22 protein-coding genes are annotated in these 21,094 nt (G+C 71.2%); 14 read left to right on the top strand and 8 right to left on the bottom strand.

From position 1 onward, the window contains the following. Window positions 1-66: 66 nt before the first annotated feature. On the bottom strand, window positions 67-897 hold the full coding sequence (locus tag ACWGQ1_RS17770; protein WP_136031054.1) for a flagellin N-terminal helical domain-containing protein: 831 nt from the start codon (window positions 895-897) through the stop codon (window positions 67-69). A 98-nt stretch (window positions 898-995) separates the two neighbouring features. Beyond that, on the bottom strand, window positions 996-1,799 hold the full coding sequence (locus ACWGQ1_RS17765; protein ID WP_136031052.1) for a sigma-70 family RNA polymerase sigma factor: 804 nt from the start codon (window positions 1,797-1,799) through the stop codon (window positions 996-998). A 220-nt stretch (window positions 1,800-2,019) separates the two neighbouring features. Between ACWGQ1_RS17765 and flgN the strand changes: the two genes are divergently transcribed. Genes flgN through ACWGQ1_RS17715 form a run of 10 tightly spaced genes read left to right on the top strand, consistent with a single transcriptional unit; the run spans window position 2,020 to window position 10,473 of the window. Further along, window positions 2,020-2,502, top strand: coding sequence for a flagellar export chaperone FlgN (gene flgN / locus ACWGQ1_RS17760; protein ID WP_136031050.1), 483 nt, complete (start codon window positions 2,020-2,022; stop codon window positions 2,500-2,502). 13 nt (window positions 2,503-2,515) lie between these two features. Continuing rightward, window positions 2,516-3,925: a flagellar hook-associated protein FlgK gene (gene flgK / locus ACWGQ1_RS17755; RefSeq protein WP_452313468.1), complete on the top strand. Its 1,410-nt coding sequence runs from the start codon at window positions 2,516-2,518 to the stop codon at window positions 3,923-3,925. A 13-nt stretch (window positions 3,926-3,938) separates the two neighbouring features. Then, complete coding sequence (gene flgL / locus ACWGQ1_RS17750) at window positions 3,939-4,820, top strand: flagellar hook-associated protein FlgL (protein ID WP_452313467.1); 882 nt, start codon at window positions 3,939-3,941, stop codon at window positions 4,818-4,820. Beyond that, entirely contained in the window at window positions 4,817-5,188 is a 372-nt protein-coding gene (locus tag ACWGQ1_RS17745; protein ID WP_452313466.1) for a flagellar assembly protein FliW, read from the top strand. Before flgL ends, ACWGQ1_RS17745 begins: the two co-directional genes overlap by 4 nt. A gap of 56 nt (window positions 5,189-5,244) precedes the next feature. After that, window positions 5,245-5,862: a tRNA (adenosine(37)-N6)-threonylcarbamoyltransferase complex dimerization subunit type 1 TsaB gene (gene tsaB / locus ACWGQ1_RS17740; protein WP_247638451.1), complete on the top strand. Its 618-nt coding sequence runs from the start codon at window positions 5,245-5,247 to the stop codon at window positions 5,860-5,862. After that, the gene (gene rimI, locus ACWGQ1_RS17735; RefSeq protein WP_136031039.1) at window positions 5,859-6,347 is read left to right on the top strand and encodes a ribosomal protein S18-alanine N-acetyltransferase; all 489 of its coding nucleotides are present in this window, start codon (window positions 5,859-5,861) and stop codon (window positions 6,345-6,347) included. Before tsaB ends, rimI begins: the two co-directional genes overlap by 4 nt. After that, complete coding sequence (gene tsaD / locus ACWGQ1_RS17730; RefSeq protein ID WP_452313465.1) at window positions 6,344-7,432, top strand: tRNA (adenosine(37)-N6)-threonylcarbamoyltransferase complex transferase subunit TsaD; 1,089 nt, start codon at window positions 6,344-6,346, stop codon at window positions 7,430-7,432. The genes rimI and tsaD overlap by 4 nt, the downstream gene beginning before the upstream one ends. Further along, window positions 7,429-7,914, top strand: a complete 486-nt coding sequence (locus ACWGQ1_RS17725) for a hypothetical protein (RefSeq protein ID WP_452313464.1) — start codon at window positions 7,429-7,431, stop codon at window positions 7,912-7,914. Before tsaD ends, ACWGQ1_RS17725 begins: the two co-directional genes overlap by 4 nt. Before the next feature lie 2 nt (window positions 7,915-7,916). Then, entirely contained in the window at window positions 7,917-9,056 is a 1,140-nt protein-coding gene (locus ACWGQ1_RS17720; protein WP_452313463.1) for a hypothetical protein, read from the top strand. Then, complete coding sequence (locus ACWGQ1_RS17715) at window positions 9,040-10,473, top strand: hypothetical protein (RefSeq protein WP_452313462.1); 1,434 nt, start codon at window positions 9,040-9,042, stop codon at window positions 10,471-10,473. The genes ACWGQ1_RS17720 and ACWGQ1_RS17715 overlap by 17 nt, the downstream gene beginning before the upstream one ends. A 4-nt stretch (window positions 10,474-10,477) precedes the next feature. Here the strand turns inward: ACWGQ1_RS17715 and ACWGQ1_RS17710 are convergent, their stop codons facing one another. Continuing rightward, the gene (locus ACWGQ1_RS17710) at window positions 10,478-11,683 is read right to left on the bottom strand and encodes a class I SAM-dependent methyltransferase (RefSeq protein WP_378803463.1); all 1,206 of its coding nucleotides are present in this window, start codon (window positions 11,681-11,683) and stop codon (window positions 10,478-10,480) included. 151 nt (window positions 11,684-11,834) lie between these two features. On the opposite strand from ACWGQ1_RS17710, the gene groES reads away from it, so the two are divergent. From groES to ACWGQ1_RS17695, 3 genes are all read left to right on the top strand, one after another. Further along, window positions 11,835-12,131 (top strand): co-chaperone GroES, encoded by a 297-nt coding sequence (gene groES / locus ACWGQ1_RS17705; RefSeq protein ID WP_017203655.1) that lies wholly within the window; start codon window positions 11,835-11,837, stop codon window positions 12,129-12,131. A 174-nt stretch (window positions 12,132-12,305) separates the two neighbouring features. Next, complete coding sequence (rarD, locus tag ACWGQ1_RS17700; protein ID WP_136035192.1) at window positions 12,306-13,235, top strand: EamA family transporter RarD; 930 nt, start codon at window positions 12,306-12,308, stop codon at window positions 13,233-13,235. 145 nt (window positions 13,236-13,380) lie between these two features. Next, window positions 13,381-14,637 carry an ABC transporter substrate-binding protein gene (locus tag ACWGQ1_RS17695; RefSeq protein WP_136035191.1) on the top strand — a complete coding sequence of 419 codons (1,257 nt, stop codon included), beginning with the start codon at window positions 13,381-13,383 and terminating at the stop codon, window positions 14,635-14,637. Window positions 14,638-14,764: 127 nt separating this feature from the next. On the opposite strand, the gene ACWGQ1_RS17690 is transcribed toward ACWGQ1_RS17695, so the two are convergent. The 4 genes from ACWGQ1_RS17690 to ACWGQ1_RS17675 are packed head-to-tail and all read right to left on the bottom strand — an operon-like array spanning window position 14,765 to window position 18,781. After that, window positions 14,765-15,532: an ABC transporter ATP-binding protein gene (locus ACWGQ1_RS17690; RefSeq protein WP_136035190.1), complete on the bottom strand. Its 768-nt coding sequence runs from the start codon at window positions 15,530-15,532 to the stop codon at window positions 14,765-14,767. Next, window positions 15,529-16,524, bottom strand: coding sequence for an ABC transporter ATP-binding protein (locus ACWGQ1_RS17685; RefSeq protein WP_168387197.1), 996 nt, complete (start codon window positions 16,522-16,524; stop codon window positions 15,529-15,531). The genes ACWGQ1_RS17690 and ACWGQ1_RS17685 overlap by 4 nt, the downstream gene beginning before the upstream one ends. Further along, entirely contained in the window at window positions 16,514-17,491 is a 978-nt protein-coding gene (locus tag ACWGQ1_RS17680; RefSeq protein WP_136035189.1) for a branched-chain amino acid ABC transporter permease, read from the bottom strand. The genes ACWGQ1_RS17685 and ACWGQ1_RS17680 overlap by 11 nt, the downstream gene beginning before the upstream one ends. 3 nt (window positions 17,492-17,494) lie before the next feature. Continuing rightward, window positions 17,495-18,781 carry a branched-chain amino acid ABC transporter permease gene (locus ACWGQ1_RS17675; RefSeq protein WP_136035188.1) on the bottom strand — a complete coding sequence of 429 codons (1,287 nt, stop codon included), beginning with the start codon at window positions 18,779-18,781 and terminating at the stop codon, window positions 17,495-17,497. 315 nt (window positions 18,782-19,096) lie between these two features. On the opposite strand from ACWGQ1_RS17675, the gene guaB reads away from it, so the two are divergent. After that, on the top strand, window positions 19,097-20,599 hold the full coding sequence (gene guaB, locus ACWGQ1_RS17670) for an IMP dehydrogenase (protein WP_136035187.1): 1,503 nt from the start codon (window positions 19,097-19,099) through the stop codon (window positions 20,597-20,599). Between the two features lie 74 nt (window positions 20,600-20,673). Here the strand turns inward: guaB and ACWGQ1_RS17665 are convergent. Next, window positions 20,674-21,094, bottom strand: a 421-nt coding sequence (locus ACWGQ1_RS17665; protein WP_452313461.1) for a DUF4190 domain-containing protein, incomplete at its 5' end; no start/stop codon positions are given.

The raw sequence follows: 21,094 nt of genomic DNA, 5'->3' as shown, positions 1-21,094 counted from the left end.
GAGGGTCCCGGTGGCAGACGGCGCCATCCCCCGGACCCCCGGTGCGATTCAGTGCTGCGGTGCGGATCAGCGCAGCAGCTGGAGCACGCCCTGGTTGGCCTGGTTGGCCTGTGCGAGCATCGCCGTTCCCGCCTGCGACAGGATGTTCGCCGACGTGAACTTGACCATCTCGGACGCCATGTCGGTGTCGCGGATGCGGCTCTCGGCGGCGGCGAGGTTCTCGGCCGACACGTTGAGGCTGTTGATGGTCGACTCGAAGCGGTTCTGCAGCGCACCGTAGCCGGCACGTGCGGTCGAGACCGCCTGGATCTGCGTGTCGATGCCCGCCAGAGCAGCGCCGTACGATGCCGCGTCCGTCATGCCCGTCGCGAGCGTCTTGATGTCGGCACCGAGCGTGGCGAAGTTGGTCAGGTTCACCGAGATCTGGTCCTCGGCGGCGACCGCTCCCGCGCCCACCTGGAACGTCAGCGTCGTACCGCCCGAGAGCAGCTTGATGCCGTTGAAGTTGGTGCTCGCCGCGATCCGGGTGAGCTCGTCGCCCAGGGCGGAGATCTCGGTCTGGATGGCGTTGCGCGACTTCGCGTTGTTCGAGTCGTTCGCGCCCTGGTTGGTCAGGTCGCGAACGCGCTGCAGGATGGAGTGCACTTCGGTCAGGGCGCCTTCTGCGGTCTGGATGACCGAGATGCCGTCCTGGGCGTTGCGGGCCGCGACGTTCAGGCCGTTGACCTGCGAGCGCAGGCCCTCGGAGATCGCGAGGCCGGCGGCGTCGTCCGCTGCGCGGTTGATGCGGAAACCGCTCGAGAGCTTCTCGAGCGACTTCGACACGTCGTTCTGCGTGTTGGACAGGTTGCGGTAGGCGTTGAGCGCCGACACGTTGGTGTTGATCTGCATACCCATGAGGGTTTCCTCCGTGATGTGTTGTACGGGGGACCGTCCGTGGTCTCCCGCTCACACCTATCGGCGGAGGAGGCGCGCGCGTTAGGGATGCGGCGTGGTCAGGCGGGGGCCGCGGTGCGGAACACCTCGCCGATGCGGGCGCCGGCGGCCTCGGCGATCCGGCCGAAGTAGGCGTCGCGGGCGGCGGGGGAGATGCGGGTGGAGGCGACGGGTTCCACCGTGCCCTCGGCGAAGTAGCGGTCGAGCGCGTCGCGCAGCAGCCGCACGGCCTCCGATCGCTGCTGCGAGACGGCGGAGTGGGTCACCCCCAGCTCTTCGGCGATCTCCTTCACGGGCCGTTCCTCGATGTACACGGCCAGCACGATGCGGCGCATGCGCTCGGGAAGGGCGGCGATCGCGTGCTCCAGCACCTCGCGGCGCTCCCCGACCAGGGCGGACTCCTCGGGCAGGGGCACGTCGGCGACCAGGTCGCGGGCGGCCGGGTCGTCGATGGTGGAGACGGTGCGCGCGGCGTCGGCGAGTGCTTCCGACACGGCCTCCCTGGGCGAGCCCATGGCCGTCGCGACCTCGGTCACGGTGGCCGTGCGGCCGAGGGCGGCGGTGAGGGTGTCGCGCACGGCGACGGTCTCCTTGATGCGCTTGCGGATGCCGCGGGACGCCCAGTCCATGGAGCGCATCTCGTCGGCGAACGCACCGAGGATGCGGCGCCGGGCGTAGGCGCCGAAGGGGACGCCGAGCGCGGGGTCGTAGGCGTCGGCGGCGGTCACGAGGGCGAGCGCGCCGACGGCGGCGAGCTCTTCGCGGGGGATGTGGGTTGCCCGAGCATGGGTGTCCGCAGCGAGATAGCCGACCAGGGGAAGGTTGGCCTCGACGAGGCGGTTGCGCTCAGCGCGCGACGACATGGGGGATGATCCACCTCTCTGGATGCACTCCGGAAGCTCCATGGCGAGGGGTAGATGCGCATATCACATAATTCGCGATATGTACATGGGGAGAACTAACCACCGCCGTTCCACATAGTAACCTTATGGGCGCGGCGGCCGATAGGGATTAAGGAACCGTTAACAGGCGGGTCGATCGCACCGGCGTTGGGGCGGGGGATCGCTGGGGAACAAGGGGATCATGGGAGCCAACGAACTATCGATGCAGCTCTGGCGCGAGCGCGAGCTGCTCGAGATGCTGCTTTTCAAGCTCGACGAGCAGCAACTGCTGCTCGCGGCTGGCCGATCGCACTGGATACAGTTTGCGGCACGCGAGATCGATCAGGTACTCGATCGTCTGCGCAGTGCAGGACTGTCCAGGGCCGTCGAGGTCGCCGGAGTCGCGCAGGAGTGGGGCGCCTCGGACGAGGCGACCATCACGGAGCTCATCGAGCACGCGCCGGAGGGGGCGTGGGCCGACGTGCTCACCGACCACCTGCGCGCGCTCGTGCGGCTGACGGCGGAGGTCGAGCAGATGCGCGACTCCACCGCCGAGCAGCTCAGCGGCGTGCTCCGCGCGACGCAGGAGACCATCGCCGCACTCGGCCTCGAGAGCGGCGAGTACACCACCCGTGGAGACCGCGCCCGCGAGGACTCCGCCCGCATCATCGACACAGAGATGTGACCGAGAGGGGACCATGTCGACCTTCAGTGGACTGAACACCGCCGCGAGCGGACTCGCCGCGGCACGCCGCGGCATGGACGTCGTCGGACAGAACATCGCCAACCAGAAGACCGAGGGGTACACGCGGCAGCGGGTCGAGACCTCGTCGATCGCCGCCGTCGCCCAGACGGGCCGCTTCAGCATGGGGGCGCTCCCCGGCCACGGCGTGTCGATCGACGGCGTCGCCCGGCTCGGTGACGCCCTGCTCGACGCGCGGGTGCGCGACACCCTCGGCACCTCGGGCTACTGGTCGGCGCGCGCCCTCGCCGCGACCACGGCCGAGGCTGCTCTGGGCGAGCCGACCGACAAGGGCCTCGCCAACCGCCTCACCTCCTTCTGGGCGGGGTGGCAGGAGCTCGCGAACACGCCCGACTCCGGCGCCGCCGCGGCGAGCGTCCTGGAGTCCGCGAAGGAGCTCGCCGCGCACGTGGCCGGCGGCTACCGCACGGTGGCAGCGCAGTGGACGGCCGCACGCGAGTCGGCGGGTCGCGCGGTCGATCAGGTGAATGCGGCCGCCGAGCAGATCGCCGTGCTCAACAGCGAGATCCGCGACGCGCTCGCCGCCGGGCGTTCCGCGAACGAGCTGATGGATCGCCGGACCGTGCTCGCGGAGGATGTCGCCCGCCTCACGGGCGGCACCGGGACCCTGGAGAGCGACGGCACGCTCACGCTGCGCCTCGGCGGCAACGCCCTGGTCTCCGGCGGCGACGCCCGGCGTCTCACCCTCACCGGGCCGACCGCGATCGAGGCGGGGCAGCGCGTCGGAGTGATCTGGGAGTCGGCACCCGACCTTCCGGTCTCGGTCGACGGCGGCGAGCTGGGCGGCACGCTGTCGGTGCTGGCGCCGGCCGCCGACGGGGGCATGCTCGCGCAGCTCGCCTCGACCTACGACCGTGTGGCGACCGCGCTGGCCGAGTCGCTCAACGCGCAGCACCGGGCCGGTGTCACGGCCTCCGGTCAGCCGGGCGGCGACTTCTTCACCCTCCCGGCGACGGGTTCCGCGGCCCTCGGGCTGCGCGTGGCCGTGACGAGCGCCGACCAGCTGGCCCTGGCGGCTCCGGGCGCGGGGGCGAAGGATGCGAGCAACGCCGATCTCATCTCGCAGATCGGACGGCGCGCCACCTCGCCCGATGCGCTGTGGACCGACCAGGTCACCCGCTTCGGCGTCTCGACCGCGGCCGACGTGCAGCGCGCGAAGGTGTCGGAGTCGGCGGCGGCGGGGGCCATCGGCGCCCAGCAGTCCGTCGCGGCCGTCGACGGCGACGAGGAGACGATCAGCCTCCTCACCTACCAGACCGCGTATCAGGCGGCCGCCCGCGTGCTCACCGCCGTGGACGAGGCCCTCGACGTCCTGATCAACCGCACGGGCGTCGTCGGACGCTGATCGGAGGAGCACCGTGATCTCTCGCGTGACGCAGTCCACCATGACCCAGACGGCCATGCGCCAGTTGCAGGCCAACCTGTCCGAGCTCGCGCGGCTGCAGGACCAGGCGACCTCGCAGAAGGCGTTCGCGGCACCGTCGGACGACCCGACCGCCGCGGCCGCGACCCTGGCGCTGCACGCCGAGCAGCGCCGCACCGAGCAGTACGCCCGCAACATCGACGACGGGCTGGCGTGGGTGACCGCGGCCGACAGCGCCATCACCGCCAGCACCTCGCTGCTCTCCCGCGTGCGCGACCTCACGGCGCAGGGCGCCAACGACGGCGCGCTCGACGCGACCGCCAAAGAGGCCCTGGCGGTGGAGCTGGAGGGCATCAGGGGCGAGTTGCTCGCGCAGGCGAACACCCGCCTGCTCGGCCGCTCCGTGTTCGCCGGCACGTCGGACACCGCGGCCTTCGCGGCCGACTACTCGTACAGCGGCGTCGCGGGCTCCGAGGTCACGCGCCGCGTGTCCGACGCCGCCTCGGTCCGCGTCGACACCGACGGCGCGGCCGTGTTCGGCGCGGGGGACGACTCCGTGTTCGCGCTGGTCGACCGCATCGTGGCGGATCTCCGCTCCGGCACCAACGTCGGGCCGCGGCTCGGCGATATCGACGACCGCCGCACCGCGATGCTCGGGGTGCAGGGCTCGGTCGGCACCCGTCAGTCCCAGATCGAACGCGCCAAGGAGGCGGCCGTGCAGAATTCCGTGTCCCTCGAGTCCCGCCGCGCGGCGGTCGAGGACGTCGACTCCGTGGAGGTCCTCATCCGCCTCCAAGCCCAGGAGCTCGTCTACCGGTCGGCGCTCGCGGTGAACGCCCGCGTGCTGCAGCCCTCGCTGATGGACTTCCTGCGATGACCGCGGCGCTCACCTTCACCGCCCCGCCTCCCGGGCTCGCCCCGCACGTCGACTTCGCGCTCGCGCCGATCGACGGCGCCGACGGGCTGTTCGCGCTGCGGGCCGTGGCCGACGAGGCGCTGCGGCTGTACCTGGTCGACCCGAGCACCGTGCTCGGGGAGTATGCGCCGACGCTGAGCGACGCCCAGGTGGACGACCTGGCACTGCGCTCGCCCGACGATGCCCTGGTGCTCGTGGTCGCGCACCCCTCGGCGGATGGCGTGAGCGTGAACCTCCTGGCGCCCGTGGTCGTGAACCGGACGACGGGCGCGGCCGCCCAGGTCATCCTGGAGGATCAGGACTACCCGGTCAGGGCGCCCCTGGGCTGAGCGGGCCGCCCCCTCCTGCACGGCGCCGGAGGGCCCGTGACGACTACCCTGGAGGGGTGATCCTCGCCGTCGACACGTCCCTTGGCACCGCCGTCGCTCTCATCGACCCCGACGGGACGCCGCGGGCCGAGGCGGGCACCGCCGATCCGCTCGGTCATGCGGAGGTGATCGGCGATCTGCTCGCCGGGGTGCTCCGCGACGGAGGCTCCGACGGCATCACCCACGTCGTGTCCGGCATGGGTCCTGGACCGTTCACCGGGCTGCGCATCGGGATCGCCGCCGCCCGCGCGTTCGCCCTCGGCCGCGGTCTGCCCGTGCTGCCGGTCCCGAGCCACACCGCGGCGGCGCTCACGGCCCTGCCGACGCAGTCCGGCCCGTTCGCGATCGTCACCGACGCACGCCGCCGCGAGGTCGCGGTCACGGTGTTCGACGGGCTCGACGACGACGGACTGCCGGTGGTCGTGGCCGACACGGTGCTGGTGCGGGCCGTCGATGCGGACACCCACCTCGACGGCATCCCGCGCGTCGACACGACCGTGCTCTCCGCGGTCGACCTGGCCAGGGCGGGCGCGCGGGCGCTGGCCGCGGGCCGCACGCTCGCCGACGCCGAGCCGCTGTACCTCCGTCACCCCGACGTGACGCTGCCCGGAGCGCCGAAGAAGGTGGGTTCGTGACGCTGCGGGAGGCGGTGCCGGGCGACCTCGACGCGATCATGGCGATCGAGGAGCGGTCGTTTCCCACCGACGCCTGGAGCCGCGAGACCATGGCGAGCGAGCTGTCGAGTCCGCACGGCCGCTATCTGGTCGACGAGGTCGACGGCGAGATCGTGGGGTACGGCGGGGTCAGGGCTCTGCAGGGCGGCGCCGACGCCGACATCCAGACCATCGCCCTGCTCGCGGAGCACCGGGGTCGGGGCCGGGGGCGTGCGCTGCTGCACGCTCTGCTCCGGGCGGCGGCCGCCCGGGGAGCCAGGGAGATGTTCCTCGAGGTGCGGGCCGACAACCCGCCGGCGGAGGGGCTGTACCGGGCCGAGGGCTTCGAGGAGATCGGCAGACGCCCCCGCTACTATCAGCCCGACGACGTCGACGCGATCGTGATGCGTCTGGACCTGCGCCGCCACCCCGCGGTCGCCGATACGCCGGAGGAGGCGAACGCATGAGCGAGCCCCTGGTGCTCGGCATCGAGACGAGCTGCGACGAGACCGGTATCGGGATCGTGCGCGGCCGCACGCTGCTGTCCAACACGATCGCGTCGAGCATGGATGAGCACGCCCGTTACGGCGGCGTCGTGCCGGAGGTCGCGGCTCGTGCGCACCTGGAGGCGCTGCAGCCGGCGATCGACGCCGCGCTCGCCGAGGCCGGGGTGCGCCTGGATCAGCTCGACGCGGTCGCCGTCACGAGCGGTCCGGGACTGGCGGGCGCGCTCATGGTGGGTGTCGGCGCGGCGAAGGGGCTCGCGGTGTCGCTCGACAAGCCGCTGTACGCCGTCAACCACCTGGTCGGTCACATCGCCGCCGACATCCTGACGCCGGAGTCGGAGGCGCTCGAGTACCCGACGATCGCGCTGCTGGTGTCGGGCGGGCACACGTCGCTGCTGCACGTGCGCGACCTCACGACCGATGTCGAGCTGCTGGGCGAGACGGTCGACGATGCGGCGGGCGAGGCGTTCGACAAGGTCGCGCGGCTGCTGTCGCTGCCGTACCCCGGAGGCCCCGAGATCGACAGGGCCGCGGTGGGCGGGGATCCCGAGGCGATCCGGTTCCCGCGCGGGCTGTCCCGGGCGTCCGACCTCGCGAAGCACCGGTACGACTTCTCGTTCTCCGGGCTCAAGACCGCCGTCGCGCGGTGGGTGGAGCGGTTCGAGGCGGAGGCCGCGGCGGCGGGCGACGAGGCCCCGGCGCTGCCCATCGCCGATGTCGCCGCGAGCTTCCGCGAGGCTGTGGTCGATGTGCTCGTCACGAAGGCGCTGGCCGCCTGCGCCGACCTGGGAGTCCCGCGGCTCCTGCTCGGCGGCGGCGTGATCGCGAACCGGCGGCTGCGCGAGGTCGCCCTGGCGCGAGCCGCGGAGGCGGGCGTCACGGTCCGCATCCCGCCGCTGTCGCTGTGCACCGACAACGGCGCGATGATCGCGGCGCTCGCCGCCGAGCTGATCTCGTCTGGTCGTCCGCCGTCGACCCTCGCGTTCGGCGCCGACTCGACCCTGCCGGTGACCGAGATCCAGGTCGCGGAGGCGGTGGCGGTATGAGCGACGTGCCGCGACCGGCGGGAGACGCGACCCCGACGCCCCCTGCGCGACTCGAGCGGGCGAGCGAACAGGTGGACCGTTCGGCGGCGACGGCGCGGATCCCCGGCGCGCGGCGCGACGGATACAGCAAGCTGCCCACGGGTCCGGTCGGCATCGAGCCCGTGGTGGTGAGTGGCCCGGACATCGACCGTCACGAGGATGCGGAGTGGGAGCCGTCGGTCACCGAGCCGGCGCCCGTCGACGACACGCGGCTCGCGCCCTGGGCCCTGCTGGCGGCGATCGTGGCGCTGGGCGCGTCGTTCTTCGTCGGCTGGGGGATCCCGGTCGCGGTGGTCGCGGTGATCGCGGCGATCATGTCGCTGCGGCGTCCGATGGAGAACCGCGCGATCGCGCGCTGGGCGCTCGCTCTCGGCCTGTGCGCGACCGTGTACAGCCTGGCCTGGCTGTTGTGGGCCGGTATGCAGTTCGAGAGGCTCGGCTAGCGATGCCGTCGGCGGGGGGCGACGACGAGCTGCGGGCGCTGCAGCGGAAGGCCTACGCCCGCGATGGCGCCCTCACGGCCGCCGAGGCCGCCCGGCTGGCCGCTCTCGAAGAGCTCCGGCGTGCCGGGCGTGCGGACGCCTCCGGGGTGCCGGCTCGCGATGCCGCGGCATGCGACACCGGCCCGGCTTCCGATGCCAACACGGCCTCGGCATCGGGCGCGGACGCGGTGTCCGGTGGCGGCCCGGGCGACGCGTCGCCGGAGAGTGCAGACGGCTCGGATCCGGGTGCCGGCGTCGACAGCGAGTCTTCGGGGGGCACCGACGCGACGGGCGTCCTCGGGACGCTGCGGAACCGTCGTCCCCTCGTCCTCGCGCTCGCCGCGGTGCTCCTGGTCGCGGTCGGCGTGGGCATCGGCTGGGCGGCGTTCGGCCGATCTGCGGCGCCGGCGGTCGCGCTGACGGCCGAGCAACAGGTGTGGCACAACGACCTCGTCGCCTCAGGCGTCTACGACCCCGGGTCGGTGCGGGCGCTCGCGGTGGAGGACGACGTGGTCATCTGGACGGCGACCCAGGAGCAGCGCGCGCGCATCTGCCTCGTCCTGGGGTCGGGCAAGAGCACCATGCCCAGTTGCGGTCCTGCCGAGCAGGTCGAGAACACCGGGCTGTACGGCTCGCTGACCCTCGGCGCCGACGAGGAGCGGCAGAGGCAGGTCAGCGCGCAGCTGCTGCTGACCGCGAGCGGCGAGGCCGCGGTCGCCGCCGCCTCCTCCGACTACTCGAGCACCGTGACCGGCATCGAGTACGCGAACGACGAGGAGACCGCCACCGCCGAGCGCTTGGCGGAGGACGGGTTCGATCCGAACTCGATCTGGGTGGCCGGGTACGACGGCGATGTTCCGCTGTGGGTGGCCTCGCGGATCGGCGAGGGACGGCAGTGCCTGATCTACGACGGCTCGACCGCGGAGGCGCCGATGACGTGCGAGGCCGCCGAGACGTTCGGCGAGTACGGACGCGGGCTCACGCTGGAGGTCGCCGATGTGGCCTCGGGCGCGATGACGCGCTACGAGCTGCCGATGGATGCGGGGCCCATGTTCCTGGTGATCACGCGCGAGGGGGGTGTCGCCGGTGCCGGAGGGGACTGAGACGCCCGACGCCGCAGCGACGCCCGGCACCGAGGGGTCGTGGACCGACGCGGCGGAGCGTGAGCTGCGCGAGCTGGAGCGTCGCGCCTACGGCCGCGGCCCCGGGCTCGACGACGTGCAGGCGCGCCGCCTCCGCGCGCTGCACGACGCCCGCCGCGCCTCCGCCTCCGGCTCCGGTGTGTCCGGCCCCGGTGCGTCCGCCTCCGCCTCCGCCTCCGCCCTGCACGAGAGCGCGGCGTCCGGGCCGCGCGAGGCTGGGCCCGGTGCCTTGGGTCCTGGCGTCCCCGGACCCGCCACCTCCTTGGGCTCCGCCTCCGGGCCACGCGCCTCGGGTCCCGGCGTCTCCGGACCCGCCTCCGCCTCCGGCCCCGCCTCCGCCTCCGCCTCCGCCCGGCACGAGAGCGCGGCGTCCGGGCCGCGCGAGGCCGCCCCGGAGGCCGCCGCCGGGCACAACGTCGACCCCTCGTCCGAGGGGGACGCTGTCCCGAAGCCCCACGGCACCGCGGCGGAGGACGCACCGTCGCTGCCGCTCGCGCGGCGTCGCCGGGCGTCGATCGTCGTCGCCGCGGCCCTCGCACTGGTGGCGGTCGGGGTGGGAGCGGGCTGGGCGCTGTTCGCCCCGCGCGACGCCGCGCTGCCCTTGACCGCCGCGCAGGAGCAGCGCCGCGCCGAGCTCGCGGCCGAGGACTACGACCGGGGATCGGTGCGGGCGGTGGCGCAGAGCGACGACGCGCTCGCGTGGTTCGCGACGCAGGACGACGCCCGGCGACTGTGCCTGGTGCTCGATGTGGGCGACCGCTCGCAGTCGACCTGCCTGCCCGCGGACGACGCCGCGGACGGCATGAACGTCACGGTCCCTGTCCCGATCGACCCGCCGGGCGACGAGGGCGGGGCCGCGGTCGAGAACGTCGTGGCCACGCTGCTGCTGTCGGTCGACGACGAGCCGATGGTGAGCATCCAGCGCTGGAGCATGAACTCGTCGGTGCTGTCGCAGTTCGAGGGCGAGCAGCGCACCAGGGCCGAGGAGCTCCTGGCGGACGGCTACGAGCTCGGGCTGTCGCTGGTGGGGTTCTTCCACGGGGAACCGGTGTGGCTGGCCGACCGTCCGTCGGACACCGGTGTGTCCCTGCGGTGTCTGATCGTGGATGCCGACGCCTCGCGCCAGTGCGCCCCGATCAGCGAGGCCCTGGAGTCCGGGCTGGGGGTGCAGGTGGTCGACGTCGATCAGGAGTCGGGAGACGTGATCGCGGTCTCGGTGGTCCAGGTGGAGTTCACGCGCTGGCAGGCCCCGTACCTGTCGGTCACGACCGGGGCGGTGTTCTCCGAGGCGCCGTCCGGAGACTCGTATCTGGTGACGACGGGTCCGCCCGGCGATCCGATCCGGGTGGAGATCCCCGATCGCGACCCGGACGGCTGAGCGATCAGTCGGCCGCGGACACCCGGTCGGCGAGGATCGCGCGGCGCCGGTCGCCGATCCGCACGAGGATCAGGGTCGCCTCGGCGTCGCCCTTCAGCGTGAGCGTGCGCCGGAACGCCGCGGGATCCACGTCCACCCCGCGCTTCTTGATCTCCAGCCGCCCGATGCCGTTCGCCTTCAACGCCGCGTTGATGCCCTTGGTGTTCATCGGCAGCACGTCCCGCACGCGGAAGCTCTGCACGAACGGGCTCGTCAGGGCGGTGTCCGACGTGAGGTAGGCGATGCGGGGGTCGAGCATGCCCGCGTCGAGGCTGCGCGCGACATCCCCGATCAGGCGGGCGCGGATCACGGCGCCGTCCGGCTCGTGGAGGAACGCGCCGAGGTCGCGCACCGGGGCGTCCTCCGCATCCGCCGCGGCGGTGAGCTCGTGGGACCGGTCGCCGCGGACGAGCAGCGCCGAGCGGCGCACACCGTCTCGCGCGAGCTCGCGCGTCCACACCACGAGCTCGACCACGCTCCCGTCGGCGCTGATCCACTGCGTCTCGGCGTCGTCGGGCAGGGCGTCGCGGTCGTGCGCGGGGCCGAGCTTGATCCCTGTGGGCTGCCGCGCGGCGACCCCGAAGGCCCAGTCGAGCGAGGGGGAGTAGTCGTCCGCGGCGACGCGGCGGGTCTCGCTGTGCCCAGAGGTGCGGCGGGCGGGGTCCATCCATACGGCGCGGCCGGGTCGTGGCTCCCCGAGTGCGTCCTCCGCGGTGTCGTGCCGCACGGTGACGCTGTCGCCGAAGGGCGCGAGGTTGTAGGCGGCGATCGCGGCGGTGACCTCGTCGGCGTCGACCGCCAGCACGTCGAGTCCGGCGCCCGCGAACGCGAGCGCATCACCGCCGATGCCGCAGCCGAGGTCGGCCACGGCCGTCATCCCCGCGCTGCGCAGGCGCTGCGCGTGCCGGGCTGCGACACCCAGGCGCGTGGCCTGTTCGAGGCCGGCCCTGGTGAACAGCATGCGGGCCGCGAAGGGGCCGAACTTCGCGGCGGCCTTCGCCCGCAGGTGCGCCTGGCCGACCACGGCGGAGACGAGGTCGGGAGAGTGCCCGGCCGCGCGCAGACGCGACACCGCGGCGGCGGCCTCTGCGGTCGAGCCCACCTCGCCGGTGCCGTCGAGCAGTTCGAGGCCGGCGGGGGTCAGCAGGGCACGCAGCTCGGACATCTCCACTCCTTCAGCCTAGGCGCGCGGGGGCGGACGTTCCCGGGCTGGCACTCGCATTGCATGAGTGCCAGCCGACCGCCTACACTGGCATTAGCACTCTCGGGTTGAGAGTGCGAACGAGTCTTTCGTGTCAGCGTCAAGAAAGAAGAGGTAGACCGTGTCGGTTTCCATCAAGCCGCTCGAGGACCGCATCGTCATCAAGCAGGTCGAGGCCGAGCAGACCACCGCGAGTGGCCTGGTCATCCCCGACACCGCCAAGGAGAAGCCCCAGGAGGGCGAGGTCGTGGCGGTCGGCCCCGGCCGCATCGACGACAACGGCAACCGCGTTCCGCTCGACGTCGCCGTCGGCGACCGCGTGCTCTACAGCAAGTACGGCGGCACCGAGGTGAAGTTCGGCGCCGACGAGTTCCTCGTCCTGTCGGCTCGCGACGTCCTCGCGGTCGTCGTCCGCTGATCAGCTGAATCCCGTCCCCGCCGCGCGCGGGGCCACGGATCCGAAGGGGTCCGGATGCCACGGCATCCGGACCCCTTCTGCGTTTCCGCCAATCGTCGGTCACTTCCCGCCGATCTTCCCGAGCGGCCCGGTGACCGGCGCGGTGGGGTCGCGCCGCGGGCATAGGGTTGTGCGGTGACCCCCGAGACCGCCCGCGCCACCCCGACCGCGGGCGTCGTCTACGCCGCGTCCGCCTACGTCCTGTGGGGGGTCCTGCCGCTGTACTTCCTGCTCCTGGCGCCGACGGGCCCGTGGGAGGTCGTCGCGTGGCGCGTGGTGCTGTCCTTCGTGTTCTGCCTGCTGCTGCTCACGGTCACGCGCGGGTGGGCGGCCATCCGCGTGATCCTCCGCACGCCCCGGCTGCTCGGGTGGACGGCACTGGCCGGTCTGCTCATCTACATCAACTGGCAGGTGTTCCTGCTGGGCACGCTCAGCGGCAACGTGGTCGAGACGGCGCTGGGCTACTTCATCAACCCGATCACGACCGTGCTGCTCGGGGTATTCGTGCTCAAGGAGCGCATCCGCCGCCTGCAGTGGGTCGCGGTGGGCATCGCCGCGATCGCGGTGGTCGTGATCATCGTGGCGTACCGCTCCTTCCCGTGGATCGCGCTGTCGCTCACCGCCTCGTTCGGTGTGTACGGGCTCATCAAGAAGAAGATCGGTCCGGCGGTCGACGCGGTCAGCGGGCTCACGCTGGAGTCGTTCTGGCTGCTGCCGATCGCGGTGGTGCAGCTGGTGGTGGTGGCGCAGACCTCCGGCCTCACGATGGGCGCGAACGGTGTGGTGCACGCGCTGCTGCTGGGTTTCGCGGGCGTCGCGACGGCGGTGCCGCTGCTGTTGTTCGCGGCGGGGACGCGCCGCGTGAACCTGGCCGTGATCGGCATGATCCAGTTCCTCACGCCGATCATGCAGTTCCTGATCGGCGTGGTGGTGCTGCACGAGCCGATGCCGCCGGAGCGATGGATCGGGTTCGTGCTCGTGTGGATCGCGATCGCGGTGTTCGTCGCCGACCTGCTGCTGGCCGGGCGGCGGGGACGCCGGATCGCGCGCGCCGCCCTGCTCTGATCCCCGGGCTCGACCGCGGCGACACCGGGTGTCGGATCGTTAACGCACCGAGATACTTGCACCCCCTGCGCGCTGACCTCACGCCCTAGTGTTAGAGCACCCGCCTGTGGTCACAATCCACGTTCAGTCACGCAAGGGAGCATCCATGAACGCACTGAAGGGCTCGCGCACCGCGAAGGTCTTCGCCGGGATCGCGCTGGTCAGCGCATCCGCCATCGTCATCGCCGGCTGCAGCAGCACGCCGAACGCCGAGCCGTCGGAGGGTGGCGGCGACAAGCCGGCCGCCGACCTGACGCTCAAGCTCGGCTCGCTGCTGCCCGCCACCGGATCGCTCGCCTTCCTCGGCGCTCCCATGGAAGCCGGCGTGCAGCTCGCCGTGCAGCAGATCAACGAGGCCGACGCCGGTGTCACGATCGACCTGACCACCGCCGACGAGGGCGACCTCGACAATAAGGCCTACGAGACGTCGATCACCAACCTGCAGAACGCGGGCATCACCGCGATGATCGGTGCCGCGTCGTCGAGCGTCACCAAGCTGATCCTCGACAGCAACGCCGGTGCGGGCATCCTCACCGTCTCGCCGTCGAACACGTCGCCGGACTTCACGGGCATCAACCCGCTGTACTTCCGCACGGCGCCGAGCGACAACCTGCAGGGCGAGGTGCTGGGCAACCAGATCGCCGAGGACGGCCACAAGACGCTGGGCATCATCTACCAGAACGACCCGTACGGCACGGGCCTGTTCGAGGCCATCAAGGCCACGTTCGAGGGCACCGGCGGCGAGGTCGTCGCCGACGCGTCGTACAACCAGGGTGACGGCCAGTTCAACGCCCAGGTGTCGGAGATCGCGGCCGCCAAGCCCGACGCGGTCGCCGTGGTCTCGTACGACCAGTTCGCGACCATCGCGCCGCTGCTCGCCAACGCGGGCATCGACACCGGCTCGCTCTACCTGGTCGACGGAAACCTGAAGGACTGGGGCTCCGACATCCCGGTGAGCCTCGAGGGCTCGAAGGGCACGCGCGCCGGCGCCGAGCTGCCGCAGGACTTCCTCGACCAGCTCAACGAGGTCTGGACGGCCGACGGCAACGACCCGATCGACGCCGTGACCTACTCGGCCGAGGCCTACGACGCCGTGATCCTGATCGCCCTGGCGGCCCTGAAGGCCGGCTCGGTCGAGGGTGCCGACATCGCCGAGCAGATGATCACCGTCTCGGGTGGCGAGGGCGACGGCGAGAAGTGCAAGGACTTCGCCGAGTGCGCCGCGATCATCAACGACGGAGGCACGCCGGATTACGACGGCCTCTCCGGTGAGATCACGTTCGACGAGAACAACGACCCGAAGGGCGCCGCGATCGGCGTCTACGAGTTCGGCGCAGACAACACCACCACGCGGATCAAGTAAGCCGCATCGCGAAGGCCCCGGGCTCCGGCTCGGGGCCTTCGTCGTGTCCCACGGCGGGCACGGCGCGACGCGTTCCGCACGCAGAAGGGCCCGGCATCCGCGGATGCCGGGCCCTTCGCGGCGCGTGTCAGGCGGCGTCGGTGCCGAGCGTGCCCAGGTAGAGGCCGATGACCTTCGGGTCGTTCAGCAGCTCGCGGCCGGTGCCCTCGTAGGCGTCGCGGCCCTGATCGAGTACGTAGCCGCGGTCGCAGATCTGCAGGCAGCGGCGCGCGTTCTGCTCGACCATGATCGTGGTCACGCCCGCCTTGTTGATGTCGGAGACGCGGATGAACGCGTCGTCCTGCCGCACGGGGGAGAGGCCGGCCGACGGCTCGTCGAGCAGCAGCACCGACGGGTCCATCATGAGCGCGCGCGACATGGCCACCATCTGGCGCTCGCCGCCGGACAGCGATCCGGCACGCTGCTTGAGGCGCTTGCCGAGTTCGCCGAAGATGCTGGAGACGAACTCCAGCCGCTCCGCGAAGATCTTCGGGTTCTGGTAGAGCCCCATCTCGAGGTTCTCCTGGATCGTGAGCGACGGGAACACGTTGTTCGTCTGCGGGACGAACGCGACACCGCGCGCCACGAGCTTGTCCGCCTTGAGGCCGACGATGCTCTCGCCCTTGACCGTGATGTCGCCGTCGCGCACGTTCACCATGCCGAAGATGGCCTTCAGCAGCGTCGACTTGCCGGCGCCGTTGGGGCCGATGATGCCGATCAGCTCGCCCTTGTGGGCCACGAGGTTCGCGCCGTTGAGGATGTTCACCCCGGGCAGATACCCGGCGTGCACGTTGGTGAGCTCGACGACCACGTCGTCGTTCTTGATCTCGTTCCGCTCGACGGGCGCGTCGGTCATGGCTTCTCCTCCTCGGCCTCTTCGGCCTCCACCTCGGCTTCGACCTCGGTCTCGATCTGCTCGCGGATGCGCTCCGCGTCGGCGTCCGAGATCACGGGCAGACGTCCGGTCACGGCACCCAGGTCCACGTCCTGATGCGCGCCCAGGTAGGCGTCGACGACCGCGGGGTCCTCCATCACGGTGTCCGGCGGCCCCTCGGCCACGACGCGTCCCTCGGCCATCACGACCACCCAGTCGGCGATGTGACGCACCATGTGCATGTCGTGCTCCACGAACAGCACCGTCATGCCCAGGTCCTTGAGGTCGAGGATGTGGTCGAGCAGCGACTGCGTCAGCGCCGGGTTCACGCCGGCCATGGGCTCGTCGAGCATCACCAGTGTCGGGTTGCTCATCAGTGCGCGCGCCATCTCCAGCAGCTTGCGCTGGCCTCCGGAGAGCGACGCCGCGAAGTCCTGCTCCTTGGCGTCGAGCTTGAACCGCGTCAGCAGCTCGTGGGCGCGCTGTTCGATCTCCTGGTCCTGCTTGCGCCAGAGGAAGGGGAAGAGCCCGGCCCAGAAGCCCTCGCCGCGCTGGTCCTTCGCGCCGAGCTTCATGTTCTCCAGCACGGTCAGCAGCGACAGCGACTTGGTGAGCTGGAACGTGCGCACCTGCCCCATGCGGGCGACCTTGAAGGAGGGGATGCCGGAGAGGTTGGTGCCGTCGAACGACCAGGTGCCGCTGTTGGGCTTGTCGAAGCCGCACAGCAGGTTGAACAGCGTCGTCTTGCCGGCGCCGTTCGGGCCGATCAGGGCCGTGATGGCGCCGCGCGGGATCTCCAGGTGGTCGACGTCGACGGCCGTGAGGCCGCCGAAGCGCCGCTGCACGGCGTCCACGACGAGGATCGGGTCGACCTTCTTGACGCCGGGCACCGCGGGGCCGGCGGTGAGGCCGGTCGTCTTGGCGCGCGGGGTGCTCTTCGCGGGCGTGACCGCCGCGTCGTTCTCACTTGACAAAGGTCATCTCCCTCTTGTTTCCGAGGATGCCCTGCGGGCGGAAGATCACGATCAGCATCAGCACGATGCCGATGAGGATGTACCGCACGACATCGGCCTGCGCGCCCGACATGGGCAGGTAACCGGCGTTCGCCATGGCGGGCAGCAGCGCGCCGAGGAACGCGAACACGATCCAGAACAGCACGGCGCCCAGCGTGGGCCCGAGCACCGTCGCGGCGCCGCCGAGCAGCAGGATCGTCCACAGGAAGAACGTCAGCGACGTGGAGTAGCTGCCGGGGATCACGGCCGACGGCAGGATGAACACGATGCCGCCGAGCGCGCCGATGATGCCGCCGACCACGAGCGCCTGCATCTTGTACGCGAAGACGTTCTTGCCGAGCGAGCGCACCGCGTCCTCGTCCTCGCGGATGCCCTTGAGCACGCGACCCCACGGGCTGCGCATGAGCGCCCACACCACCAGCACCGCGAGGGCCAGGGCGATCAGGCCGACCACGCGCACCCACAGGTCGGTCGCGTTGTAGGTCCAGGGACCGAAGCCGTACGTGCCGGTGGGGAAGGGGTTCGCGTCGCGGAAGCTCTGGTGGTAGCCGGAGAGGCCGCCCGCGGAGTTGGTCCAGTCCTTGAACAGCTCCGTCACGAACATGAGCCTCACGACCTCCGCGGCCGCGATGGTCGCGATGGCGAGGTAGTCGGCGCGCAGCCGCAGCGTGGGGATGCCGAGCAGCAGGGCGAACAGGGCCCCGCCCAGCACGCCGACCAGCACGCCGGCCCACCACGGGAAGCCGAAGGTGAGGATCGAGATCGCGTAGCCGTAGCCGCCGATCGCCATGAACGCGGCCATGCCGAAGTTGAGCAGTCCGGTGTAGCCGAAGTGCACCGCGAGGCCGGTCGCCGCGAGCGCGTACGCGATCGTCGTCGGGCTGAACAGATAGGAGGCGGTGTTGCCGAAGATGCTTCCGAAGTCCATGTGTCAGCCCAACCTTTCCTTGCGTCCGAGGATGCCCTGCGGTCGCACGAGCAGGATGATGATCAGCGCGACCAGGGCGCTGGCGTACTTGAGGTCGGAGGGGACGCCCAGCAGCGTGGACACCTCCACCGCGAGCCCGACGATGATCGAGCCGATCAGGGCGCCGATCGCCGAACCCAGGCCGCCGAGGGTGATGGCGCAGAACATCAGCAGCAGCATCTGCATGCCCATGTCCCACTTCACTCCCGGGCGGAAGTACGCCCAGAGGATGCCCGAGATGGCGGCGAGCGTGCCGGCCAGGATCCACACGATGCGGATGACCTTGTCGACGTCGATGCCGGAGGCGGCCGCGAGCTGCGGGTTGTCCGAGATCGCCCTCGTCGCCTTGCCCGTCCGGGTGCGGGTGAGGAAGAACGCGACGCCGAGGATGACGATGATGCTGGTGGCCATGCCGATCATGTCGATGTACGACAGCGAGATCGGCCCGAGGCGGATCGGCTCGGGGCTCGCGCCGGGGAGCTGGTAGGTGTTGCCGCCGATGATGTACTGCAGCGTGTACCGCAGCGCGAGCGAGAGGCCGATGCTCACGATCATGAGCTGCACCACCCCGAGGCCCTTGCGGCGCAGCGGCTTCCAGATGCCGGCGTCGAGCGCCCAGCCCAGGGCCGCGCCGCCGATCACCGCCGCGATGATGCCCGCCCACAGCGGCAGCTGCCAGAAGGTCGTGAACACGAGGGTGATCACGGCACCCCAGGTCACCATCTCGCCGTGCGCGAAGTTCGACAGCCGTGTGGTGCCGTAGATGAGAGCGGCGCCCATCGACGCCAGGCCGAGCAGGAGCCCGAAGTTCAGGCCGCCGACGATGCGCGACAGCAGCTGATCGAGGAACGACACTGTGACCCGCTCGCCCGCGCCGAGGAAGAGGTTGACGATCTTGGTGCCGGTGAGTCCGAACTCCAGTTCGAACGAGGCCGTTGTGCCCGACACCGGCTGGATGCCCTCGGGCAGCTGCGAGGCGTCGACGATCACACCGTCGGGGAGCGTGGACTCGTCCACCGTCAGGGTGTACGTCTCCTTCTCCGGCACGTACAGGCGCCACTTGCCCTCGGCGTCGGTCTCGGTCTCGGCCTCGAAGCCGTTGCCCTCGATCGACATGACCACGCCCTCGACGGGCTCATCGGCGTTGGTGACCACACCCGCGAAGTAGAAGTCGGTGACCTCTTGCCCGTCGTCGGTGGTGTCGGCGGAGGCCGCTGAGGGAGGGAGCAGCAGTGAGGCCGCGAGCGCCATGAGGATTCCCAAGAAGACGAAAGCCCAGGGGCGCTTCCGCGGTCCGGCGAGTGCTGTGGGTCCCACGCAACCTCCACTGTGAGTGCTGTCTCCGCGGACTCGGGTCGAACCGCGGGGATGGACGACGCACTTGAGCGTAATGGGCGATCCGCGAATCACCTACCTCTCGGGCCAACGGTCCGGTAACGACGGGGGACTGGGAATGTTCTCGGGCGTGTCTCGCTTAGAATCTGCATACGGGCACAGCCCCGCCCCGGCCGATGTCGACCACCCACTCGCACCCGGACCCGCGCCACGCGCGCAGGAGGAGATTCCATGGACCAGCACGATCCCTTCGGCTTCGTCGGACTGACCTACGATGACGTTCTGCTCCTGCCGGGGCATACCGACGTCATCCCCAGTGAGGCCGACACGTCGTCGCGGATCACGCGTCGCATCTCCGTCGCGACGCCTCTGCTGTCCAGCGCCATGGACACCGTCACCGAGTCGCGCATGGCCATCGCGATGGCGCGCGAGGGCGGCATCGGCATCCTGCACCGCAACCTGTCGATCGCCGACCAGGCCGCGCACGTCGACCGCGTCAAGCGCAGCGAGTCGGGCATGATCACCGACCCCATCACCACGACCGCCGACGCGACGGTGGAGGAGGTCGACGCGCTGTGCGCCAAGTACCGCATCTCGGGCCTTCCCGTGGTCGACGCCGAGGGCCGCCTGGTGGGCATCATCACGAACCGCGACATGCGGTTCGTCTCGGGGTTCGAGCGTCAGACCACGTTCGTGAAAGACGTCATGACGAGCGAGAACCTCGTCACCGCACCGGTGGGCGTCGCGGCGGGCGAGGTCATCGCCCTGTTCGCGAAGCACCGCGTGGAGAAGCTGCCGCTGATCGACGAGGACGGCAAGCTCGCCGGGCTCATCACCATCAAGGACTTCGACAAGAGCGAGAAGTACCCGCTCGCGACCAAGGACGACCAGGGCCGCCTGCGCGTCGGTGCGGCGATCGGCTTCTTCGGCGACGCGTGGGAGCGGGCCGAGGCGCTGCGTGACGCGGGCGTCGACGTGCTCGTGGTCGACACGGCCAACGGCCAGTCGCAGGGCGTGATCGACCTGGTCAAGCGCCTCAAGGCCGACGAGTCCTTCGCCCACATCGACGTGATCGGCGGCAACGTCGCGACGCGTGAGGGCGCACAGGCGCTGGTCGACGCGGGCGTCGACGCGGTCAAGGTCGGCGTCGGCCCCGGCTCCATCTGCACCACGCGCGTGGTCGCGGGCGTCGGAGTGCCGCAGGTGACCGCCGTGTACGAGGCGTCGCTCGCCGCCCGTCCGGCCGGCATCCCCGTGATCGCCGACGGTGGCCTGCAGTACTCGGGCGACATCGCGAAGGCCCTCGTCGCGGGCGCCGACGCGGTCATGCTCGGTTCGCTGCTCGCCGGTACCGACGAGTCGCCGGGCGAGATCGTGTTCCAGTCGGGCAAGCAGTTCAAGCAGTACCGCGGCATGGGCTCGCTCGGGGCGATGCAGACCCGCGGCAAGCAGACCTCCTACTCCAAGGACCGCTACTTCCAGGCCGACGTGCCCAGCGACGACAAGCTGATCCCCGAGGGCATCGAGGGGCAGGTGCCGTACCGCGGCCCGCTCTCCGCCGTCGCCTACCAGCTCGTCGGCGGGCTGCGGCAGTCGATGTTCTACGTCGGCGCCCGCACGATCGAGGAGCTCAAGGCCCGCGGCAAGTTCGTGCGCATCACCTCGGCCGGGCTCAAGGAGTCGCACCCGCACGACGTGCAGATCGTGGTCGAGGCGCCCAACTACAAGAAGTGAACAGCGCCCCGCACCGGGGCGACGACGAGGGGCCGGATGCGCGCAGCATCCGGCCCCTCGTGTGTGTTGCGGGTTCAGCCGCAGCGGTAGGTGACGCCGCCGACCTCCCACACGCCGGGGCCGAGCTCGGCGCACATCCCGAAGATGCCCGCGAACACGGTCACCAGCAGGATGATGCCGATGATCTCCAGGATGGTCAGCACCGCGCCGACGATGATGCCGGCGATCGCGAGGCCCTTCGGCGCGTGCGCCTTCCCCAGCTGCACCGCGGCGATGATGCTGAGGATGAGGCCGATCGGCGGCAGCAGGAACGCCAGCACGAGTCCGACGATCGACAGCACGCGTCCGGGAGGCGAGGCCGGCGCGGTCTGGCCGTAGGCGCCGGGAGCCGCGGGACCGGGCGGCGGCGGGTACGCGGCGGCCGGGTCGTTCGCGGGGGTGCTGTTCCAGGCGGGGGGAGGGGTGCCGGGCTGCGACGCCTCGGGGGGCGGGGGG

It is taken from the genome of Microbacterium sp. NPDC055599, from assembly GCF_053618975.1.
Note: the sequence above shows the minus strand (reverse complement) of the source record. Positions and strands in the feature narration are given on the sequence as shown.

Excerpts from the sequence above, each read along its gene's own strand:
- ACWGQ1_RS17770 (WP_136031054.1), bottom strand. The coding sequence starts at position 897 with ATGGGTATGCAGATCAACACCAACGTGTCGGCGCTCAACGCCTACCGC.
- ACWGQ1_RS17765 (WP_136031052.1), bottom strand. The coding sequence starts at position 1,799 with ATGTCGTCGCGCGCTGAGCGCAACCGCCTCGTCGAGGCCAACCTTCCC.
- flgN (WP_136031050.1), top strand. The coding sequence starts at position 2,020 with ATGGGAGCCAACGAACTATCGATGCAGCTCTGGCGCGAGCGCGAGCTG.
- flgK (WP_452313468.1), top strand. The coding sequence starts at position 2,516 with ATGTCGACCTTCAGTGGACTGAACACCGCCGCGAGCGGACTCGCCGCG.
- ACWGQ1_RS17745 (WP_452313466.1), top strand. The coding sequence starts at position 4,817 with ATGACCGCGGCGCTCACCTTCACCGCCCCGCCTCCCGGGCTCGCCCCG.
- tsaD (WP_452313465.1), top strand. The coding sequence starts at position 6,344 with ATGAGCGAGCCCCTGGTGCTCGGCATCGAGACGAGCTGCGACGAGACC.
- ACWGQ1_RS17725 (WP_452313464.1), top strand. The coding sequence starts at position 7,429 with ATGAGCGACGTGCCGCGACCGGCGGGAGACGCGACCCCGACGCCCCCT.
- ACWGQ1_RS17720 (WP_452313463.1), top strand. The coding sequence starts at position 7,917 with ATGCCGTCGGCGGGGGGCGACGACGAGCTGCGGGCGCTGCAGCGGAAG.
- ACWGQ1_RS17695 (WP_136035191.1), top strand. The coding sequence starts at position 13,381 with ATGAACGCACTGAAGGGCTCGCGCACCGCGAAGGTCTTCGCCGGGATC.
- ACWGQ1_RS17690 (WP_136035190.1), bottom strand. The coding sequence starts at position 15,532 with ATGACCGACGCGCCCGTCGAGCGGAACGAGATCAAGAACGACGACGTG.
- ACWGQ1_RS17680 (WP_136035189.1), bottom strand. The coding sequence starts at position 17,491 with ATGGACTTCGGAAGCATCTTCGGCAACACCGCCTCCTATCTGTTCAGC.
- ACWGQ1_RS17675 (WP_136035188.1), bottom strand. The coding sequence starts at position 18,781 with ATGGCGCTCGCGGCCTCACTGCTGCTCCCTCCCTCAGCGGCCTCCGCC.
- guaB (WP_136035187.1), top strand. The coding sequence starts at position 19,097 with ATGGACCAGCACGATCCCTTCGGCTTCGTCGGACTGACCTACGATGAC.